This window comes from uncultured Nocardioides sp. (assembly GCF_902805925.1).
Lineage (GTDB): Bacteria > Actinomycetota > Actinomycetes > Propionibacteriales > Nocardioidaceae > Nocardioides.
Map to the genome: position 1 here is coordinate 1 of NZ_CADCUP010000112.1, position 7,376 is coordinate 7,376.

Annotated in this window: 7 protein-coding genes; 5 read left to right on the forward strand and 2 right to left on the reverse strand. The window is 74.5% G+C overall.

The features are described 5' to 3' along the window. On the forward strand, positions 1-301 hold a 301-nt coding region (locus QZX64_RS07895; protein ID WP_295658193.1), incomplete at its 5' end, for a hypothetical protein. Here the strand turns inward: QZX64_RS07895 and QZX64_RS07900 are convergent. After that, entirely contained in the window at positions 276-1,028 is a 753-nt protein-coding gene (locus QZX64_RS07900) for an IclR family transcriptional regulator (protein WP_295658194.1), read from the reverse strand. The two genes, QZX64_RS07895 and QZX64_RS07900, sit on opposite strands and share 26 nt — an antisense overlap. An 18-nt stretch (positions 1,029-1,046) precedes the next feature. After that, entirely contained in the window at positions 1,047-1,592 is a 546-nt protein-coding gene (locus QZX64_RS07905) for a hypothetical protein (RefSeq protein ID WP_295658195.1), read from the reverse strand. A gap of 166 nt (positions 1,593-1,758) precedes the next feature. Here QZX64_RS07905 and hutH point away from each other — a divergent pair, with 166 nt between their 5' ends. The 4 genes from hutH (at position 1,759) to QZX64_RS07925 (ending at position 7,301) form a co-directional block, all read left to right on the forward strand. Next, positions 1,759-3,330 (forward strand): histidine ammonia-lyase, encoded by a 1,572-nt coding sequence (hutH, locus tag QZX64_RS07910; protein WP_295658197.1) that lies wholly within the window; start codon positions 1,759-1,761, stop codon positions 3,328-3,330. Continuing rightward, positions 3,327-5,027 carry a urocanate hydratase gene (gene hutU / locus QZX64_RS07915; protein ID WP_295658199.1) on the forward strand — a complete coding sequence of 567 codons (1,701 nt, stop codon included), beginning with the start codon at positions 3,327-3,329 and terminating at the stop codon, positions 5,025-5,027. Before hutH ends, hutU begins: the two co-directional genes overlap by 4 nt. A gap of 179 nt (positions 5,028-5,206) precedes the next feature. Beyond that, the gene (locus QZX64_RS07920) at positions 5,207-6,166 is read left to right on the forward strand and encodes a hypothetical protein (protein WP_295658201.1); all 960 of its coding nucleotides are present in this window, start codon (positions 5,207-5,209) and stop codon (positions 6,164-6,166) included. 124 nt (positions 6,167-6,290) lie between these two features. Continuing rightward, positions 6,291-7,301, forward strand: a complete 1,011-nt coding sequence (locus QZX64_RS07925; RefSeq protein WP_295658203.1) for a M48 family metallopeptidase — start codon at positions 6,291-6,293, stop codon at positions 7,299-7,301. Positions 7,302-7,376 lie beyond the last annotated feature (75 nt).

Consider the following 7,376-nt stretch of genomic DNA (forward strand, 5'->3'; position numbering starts at 1 on the left):
AGACGGGTGGGAGCGAATGGAGCCGCGTCGAGTTGGGAGACACATCTACATGCCAGAAATCATCACACCTGTGCGCGCGCTGCTGCTGCGCCTCGTGGCCGTCCTGATCGTCGCGGTCGGGATCCCGGTCGCCATCGCGGGCCCTGCCGGCGCGCACCACCCCGAGATCACCGCCGGGGCGGCGGTTCGGGTGGCGGCACCGGCATCCAGCACAGCAGCACCCGTCGGCCCGGCTCGTACCCACGAGCCGGGCCGGCAGCGTCTCGGAGCCGCGGTCAGCGGCCGGACAGCCGCCGGCTGAGCGACCGCGCCGTCCGGCGTACGGCCCCGGCGGCGGTGTCGCTGTCGTGGCCGTCGTCCTCGGGCCACGTCACCGCCACCGCGGCGACCGGGTGGGCGTTGTGGTCGAGCACCGCGGCGGCCACGCTGACGAAGCCGGGCGTGACCTCGCCGTCCTCCGCGGCGTACCCCCGCTGCCGGGTGTCGCCGAGCACCGTCCGCAGGGCGGTCAGGGAGCGCGGCCCGCGGCCGGTGCGGTCGACGAACGCCTCCCGGTCGGGGTAGAGCGCGCGGACCTGCGGCCCGGGCAGGGCCGCCAGGATCGCCCGGCCGCTCGCGGTCAGGTGCGCGGGCAGGCGCACGCCCACGTCGGTGACCAGTGGGGGCCGGCCGGGCACGCGCTCCTCGAGCACGTAGAGCACGTCGCGGCCGTGCAGCACGGCGAGGTGGGCCGCGCAGCCGGTCTCGTCGACCAGGGCGGTGAGGTGCCGGCGGGCGAGCCGCTGCAGCGGCGCCTGGCGGGCGTACCCGCTGCCCACCTCGAACGCGGCGACGCCGAGCCCGTAGCGGTGCTCGTCGGGCAGGTGCACGACGAAGCCCTCGTCGATCATCGCGTTGAGCAGGTGGTACGCCGTGGAGCGGGGCAGCCCGCACGCGCGGACGATGCGGTCCAGCGTCACGGGATCCGGCTGGCTGGCCAGGAACCGGAGGACGCGCAGCGCCTTCGTCGCGGCCGGCACCTGGCTCATGCCCGCATCCTTCCGGACTCAGGAGCGGGGCGAACCGCCCAGCCCGTCGTCGGTGGCCGTGGTGCGGCCGTCCCCCTCGACCGGACGGACCTGGTCGTCGACCGGGCGGCCCTCGGCGTCGACGGCGCGCACGTAGCCGCCGCCCGTGACCGCGCCGGGGGCGTCGTGGCTGCTCGACGCGGTGCCGGCGGCAGTCGTGGTGCCGGTGTCCGGGGTGTAGTCGGCCGAGCGGTTGTCGACGTGGGGGTCGAGGCGGTCGGCGGCGCGGATCTGGTCCTCGTGCTCGGCCTGGGTCTGGGCGGCGGCCTGTCTGGCCTGCATCGCCCGCTGCTCTGCGCTCTCGGCCCGCAGCCGGGCCTGCTCGGCCTGGGCCTCGGCCTCCTGGGCCTGGGCCCGGGTCTGCGGGATGTCGGTGGCGCGCTGCTGGGCCTCTCGGCGGAGCTCGGTGGCCCGGGCGGCGTCGGCCTGTCGGCGCTTCTTGCGCGCGGCCATCACGACGGCGGCGATGATCGCGAGCAGCACGAGGATGACGACGACGGTGATGATGACCTCGGTGGTGTCCATGGTGAGCCCCTCCTCCTCAGGCGACGGCCTTGGTGCCCCCGCACACCCACTCACCGTCGCACGCCCCGCCGGGACCTGCCACCCCCTTGCGGGTGGGTCTGAGATCCGAGACATTGCGGCGCACCAGACCCTGGCAGGCGCTCGCGGCGCGATCTTGGATGGAGCCATGGCCGTGACGACGCACAGCACCGTGGAGGTGGGCACCGGTCCCGTCTCGCCCGCCGACCTGGTGGCGGTGGCACGCCACGGCGCCCCCGTGGAGATCGGTGCGGACGCCTGCGCGGCGATCGACCGGGCGCGCGCGGTGGTCGAGGAGCTCGCGGCGGCGCCGACGCCGGCGTACGGCATCTCGACGGGGTTCGGCGCTCTCGCGACCCGGCACATCCCGACCGAGATGCGGGCCCAGCTCCAGCGCTCGCTGGTGCGCTCGCACGCCGCCGGGTCGGGGCCCGAGGTCGAGCGGGAGGTGGTGCGCGGGCTGATGCTGCTGCGGCTCTCGACGCTGGCGACGGGGCACACCGGCGTACGCCTCGAGACGGCGCAGCTGCTCGCGGGGCTGCTCTCGCACGGCATCACCCCGGTGGTGCGCGAGTACGGCTCGCTCGGCTGCTCCGGAGATCTCGCGCCGCTGTCGCACTGCGCGCTGGCGCTGATGGGCGAGGGCGAGGTGCGCGACGCCGGCGGGACGCTCCTGCCGGCCGCCGAGGCGCTGGCAGCCGCCGGCCTGCGGCCGGTGGAATTGGCCGCCAAGGAGGGCCTGGCCCTGATCAACGGCACCGACGGGATGCTCGGCATGCTGCTGCTGGCGCTGCACGACCTCGAGGTGCTGGTGCGCACCGCCGACGTCGCGGCCGCCATGTCGGTCGAGGGCCAGCTCGGCACCGACCGGGTCTTCGCCGCCGAGCTGCAGGCGATCCGCCCGCACCCCGGCCAGGCGGCCTCGGCCGCCAACCTGGTGCGGCTGATGGCGGGCTCCGGCGTCGTGGCCTCGCACCGGGGCCCCGACTGCAACCGGGTGCAGGACGCCTACTCGCTGCGCTGCTCGCCGCAGGTGCACGGCGCCGTCCGCGACACGATCGCCCACGCCGCGACCGTCGCCGGCCGCGAGCTCGCCTCGGCGGTCGACAACCCCGTGGTGCTGGCGGCCTCCGGCGGGCGGAGCGGTCGCGTGGAGTCCAACGGCAACTTCCACGGCGCTCCGGTGGCCTACGTGCTCGACTTCCTCGCGATCGTGGCCGCCGACCTGGCCTCCATCAGCGAGCGGCGTACGGACCGGTTCCTCGACAAGGCGCGCAACCACGGGCTGCCGCCGTTCCTGGCCGACGACCCGGGCGTCGACAGCGGCCACATGATCGCGCAGTACACCCAGGCAGCGATCGTCTCGGAGCTGAAGCGGCTCGCCGGCCCGGCGAGCGTCGACTCCATCCCCTCCAGCGCGATGCAGGAGGACCACGTCTCGATGGGCTGGTCGGCGGCACGCAAGCTGCGCCGCTCCGTCGACGGCCTCACCCGCGTGGTCGCGATCGAGGTGCTCACCGCCGCGCGTGCCCTCGACCTGCGCGCACCGCTCGAGCCGTCGCCGGCCACCGGCGCGGTCGTGCGGCTGCTCCGCTCCTCGGGCATCGAGGGCCCCGGTCCCGACCGCCACCTCTCGCCGGAGATCGAGCTCACGGTCTCCCTCGTCCAGTCCGGCGCGGTGCTCGCCGCCGCCGAAGCAGTGATCGGAGAACTCGCATGAACGACGCACCCGGTGGTCGAGCAGCGGCCGAGGAGCGAGGCCGCGTATCGAGGCCCCCCATCCACGCCGCCACCGGCACCGACCTCACCTGCGGCTCGTGGCAGACCGAGGCGCCGCTGCGGATGCTGATGAACAACCTCGACCCCGCCAACGCCGAACGACCGGAGGACCTCGTCGTGTACGGCGGCACCGGCAGGGCCGCGCGCAGCTGGGAGGCCTACGACGCGCTGGTGCGCACGCTGCGCACCCTGCGCGACGACGAGACGATGCTGGTGCAGTCGGGCAAGCCGGTCGGCGTCATGCGCACCCACGAGTGGGCGCCGCGCGTGCTCATCGCGAACTCCAACCTCGTCGGCGACTGGGCCAACTGGGAGGAGTTCCGGCGTCTCGAGGACCTCGGGCTGACGATGTACGGCCAGATGACCGCCGGCTCCTGGATCTACATCGGCACCCAGGGCATCCTCCAGGGCACCTTCGAGACCTTCGCCGCGGTGGCCGACAAGCGCTTCGGCGGCACCCTCGCCGGCACCATCACGCTGACCGCCGGCCTCGGCGGCATGGGCGGCGCGCAGCCGCTCGCCGTCACGATGAACGACGGCGTGGCCGTCTGCGTCGACGTCGACCAGGCGCGCATCGAGCGGCGCATCGAGCACCGCTACCTCGACGTGCAGGCGGACTCCCTCGACCACGCGCTGGAGCTCGCGGTGGAGGCGCGCGACGCCCGCCGGCCGCTGTCGATCGGCGTACTCGGCAACGCCGCCGAGGTGTTCCCCGAGCTGCTGGGGCGCCGGGCCCCGATCGACGTGGTCACCGACCAGACCTCCGCCCACGACCCGCTGTCCTACCTCCCCGCCGGCGTCGCCTTCGCGGACTGGCACGACGCCGCCGCCCGCGACCCGGAGGGCTTCACCAAGGACGCGCAGGCGTCGATGGCCGCCCACGTGCGCGCGATGGTGGAGTTTCAGGACGCCGGCGCCGAGGTCTTCGACTACGGCAACTCCATCCGCGACGAGGCGCGCAAGGGCGGCTACGACCGGGCCTTCGCGTTCCCCGGCTTCGTGCCCGCCTACATCCGGCCGCTGTTCTGCGAGGGCAGGGGCCCGTTCCGCTGGGCCGCGCTGTCGGGCGACCCCGCCGACATCGCCGCGACCGACCGGGCGATCCTCGAGCTCTTCCCCGACGACGAGCGCCTGCACACGTGGATCACCATGGCCGGGGAGCGGGTGTCCTTCCAGGGCCTGCCCGCCCGCATCTGCTGGCTGGGGTACGGCCAGCGCCACCTCGCCGGCCTGCGGTTCAACGAGATGGTGGCCTCCGGCGAGCTCAAGGCCCCGGTCGTCATCGGCCGCGACCACCTCGACTGCGGCTCCGTCGCCTCGCCGTACCGCGAGACGGAGTCGATGCTCGACGGCTCCGACGCCATCGCCGACTGGGCGATCCTCAACGCGCTGGTGAACACCGCCTCGGGTGCCACCTGGGTTTCCTTCCACCACGGCGGCGGCGTGGGCATGGGCCGTTCCCTGCACGCCGGCCAGGTGTGCGTCGCCGACGGCACCGAGCTGGCCGCGCAGAAGATCGAGCGGGTGCTCACCAACGACCCCGGCATGGGCGTCATCCGCCATGTCGACGCCGGCTACGACCGCGCCGTCGAGGTGGCCACCGAGCGGGACGTGCGGGTGCCGATGCGGGAGGGGTGACGGCGGCGGGGGGTGGGGGTAGTCCGGGGCGAGATGCACCTTCCGGCATCGATCCGCGTGCATTCTGCCCCGGACTACCCCGGGCCGCTCGCCGTCCACAGGCGAGCCGGCGGCGGCGTCGCGCACAGCAGCACGCCGGGCCCGCCGCGCTCGTCGGCGCCTGGCCCGAGGGTCGGGTCATGGATCCGTTGGCCAGCGCGCGGTGCACCAGGCCACCGGTCGTCTGGCCGGTGGCACCGTGCCGTGGCGAGCTGACCTGGCGGCGGGCGCACGGTCCCGGCTTCCGGCAGACGTCGCCGGGCCGCTTCCTGCCGGTCGACGTGGGCCACGACCTCGTCGAGCAACGCATCGTCGAGCAGGGGTCGCGCCGCTTCCGCGGCGCCGTCACGGGGTGGGCCGCCCTGCGCTGGACGGGCGCGGCGTACTTCGACGGCCTCGACCGAGGCGGATCACCTCTCCCCGTGCCCTTGATCTCGCTCCACGAGCTGCGGCCCGACGACCGCATCGTGGTCTCCCGCGAGCAGCTGGCCCACGCCACCAGGCGCCGGGTGGCGGGGCTGTGGTGCGTGAGCCCCGAGCGTGCGGCGTTCGACGAGGCGAGGCGCCGGGGCACGCTGCGAGCCGCGGTGGCCGCGATCGACATGGCGGCCGCGGCCGGGCTGACGACGGTGGAGGCGGTGAGCCGCTACGTGCACGGGGTCGGCCCGTGGACCGGCATCGAGCTCGCCCGACAGGCCGTCGCGCTGGCCATCGACACGAGCGGGTCGCCGCGGGAGACGGCCATGCGGCTGGTGTGGGAGCTCGACGCCGGCCTGCCGCGCCCGCTGTGCAACGTGCCGGTCTTCACCAGCGGCGGGAGGCTCCTCGGCTTCCCGGACCTGCTCGACCCGGTCGCCGGCGTGGTGGGCGAGTACGACGGCGCCGCACACCTCACGGCCGTCAACCGTCGCCGCGACGTCGCGCGGGAGGAGCGGTTCCGCGACCACGGGCTGGAGTACTTCGTGCTGGTCGCTGGCGACCTCGGCGACCGCACGAGCGTCGTGCGCCGGATGCACCGGGCTCGCCGGCGTGCGCGCTGGCTCCCGGAGGGCGAGCGGTCCTGGACCCTCGAGGCACCCGCGTGGTGGTCGGCGGCCTGAACCGTGCGCGCGGGGTAGTCCGGGGCGAGATGCACCTCCCGACGCCGCTGCGCGTGCAATTCGGCCCGGACTACCCAGGGGAGAAACCGGCCACACGCCCCCATCTCGTGCCAGAGTGCAGCACGTGACCGACACTCCAGCGCGCTCGCGCGCGACCCTGACCGGCATCAGCTCACGCGCCTGGGAGCACCCCGCCGACCAGGGCGCGCTGGTGGCGCTGCGGCGGCTCAAGGGCTTCGACACGGTGCTCAAGACGATGTCCGGGCTCTTCAACGAGCGGGCCGTGCGGCTGGCCTACCTCGGCTCCTCGGTGCGGGTCGACGAGCGCCAGTTCCCGGTGCTGCACTACGCGCTCAGCGACGTGGCGCGGGTGCTGGACGCGGTCGAGGTGCCGGAGCTGTTCGTCCGGGCCAACCCGGGCTTCAACGCGCTGACGATCGGCATGAACAAGCCGTTCATCGTGCTCGACAGCGGGCTCGTCGACCTCCTCGACGAGGAGGAGCTGCGCTTCGTCGTCGCCCACGAGCTCGGCCACGCGCTCAGCGGTCACGCGGTCTACCAGACGCTGCTGCAGCGCCTGATCCAGGTGACCGGCGTGCTCAGCTCCCTGCCGCTCGGCGGGCTGGGGGTGCGTGCCATCGTCGCGGCGCTGTACGAGTGGTCGCGCAAGTCGGAGCTGTCGGCCGACCGCGCCGGCCTGCTCGCCACCCAGGACCCCGCGGTCGCCCTGCGGGTGCACATGCAGGTCGCCAGCGGCGGCCACCTCGACGACCTCGACACCACCTCGTTCCTGGCGCAGGGCCAGGAGTACCTCGAGGCGGACGACGTGCGCGACTCGGTGCTGAAGATGCTGCTGGTGGAGAACCGCTCGCACCCCTTCGCCGTCGTCCGGGCCGCCGAGATGCGCCGCTGGGTCGACTCCGGCGCGTACACCCGCATCCTCAGCGGCGACTACCCGCGCCGCGACGACGACGCCGCCGCCAAGGTGAGCGACGCCGCCAGGGCCGCCGCGGCGAGCTACAGCGACAGCTTCCGCAGCTCGCAGGACGCCGTCGGCCGGCTCGTCCACGATCTTGCCGGCGTGGCCGGCAGCGTCAAGGTGTGGCTCGACGAGCGGTTCCGCCGCGAGGCCTGACCCCCCGAGGCCACCAGCGTGCCGATCATCCGCGACGCCCGGGGGATCCCGCACGTCACCGCCGGTTCCGTGCTG

Coding starts and splice junctions, on each gene's coding strand:
- hutH (WP_295658197.1), top strand. CDS start 1,759: ATGGCCGTGACGACGCACAGCACCGTGGAGGTGGGCACCGGTCCCGTC.
- hutU (WP_295658199.1), top strand. CDS start 3,327: ATGAACGACGCACCCGGTGGTCGAGCAGCGGCCGAGGAGCGAGGCCGC.
- QZX64_RS07900 (WP_295658194.1), bottom strand. CDS start 1,028: ATGAGCCAGGTGCCGGCCGCGACGAAGGCGCTGCGCGTCCTCCGGTTC.
- QZX64_RS07920 (WP_295658201.1), top strand. CDS start 5,207: ATGGATCCGTTGGCCAGCGCGCGGTGCACCAGGCCACCGGTCGTCTGG.
- QZX64_RS07905 (WP_295658195.1), bottom strand. CDS start 1,592: ATGGACACCACCGAGGTCATCATCACCGTCGTCGTCATCCTCGTGCTG.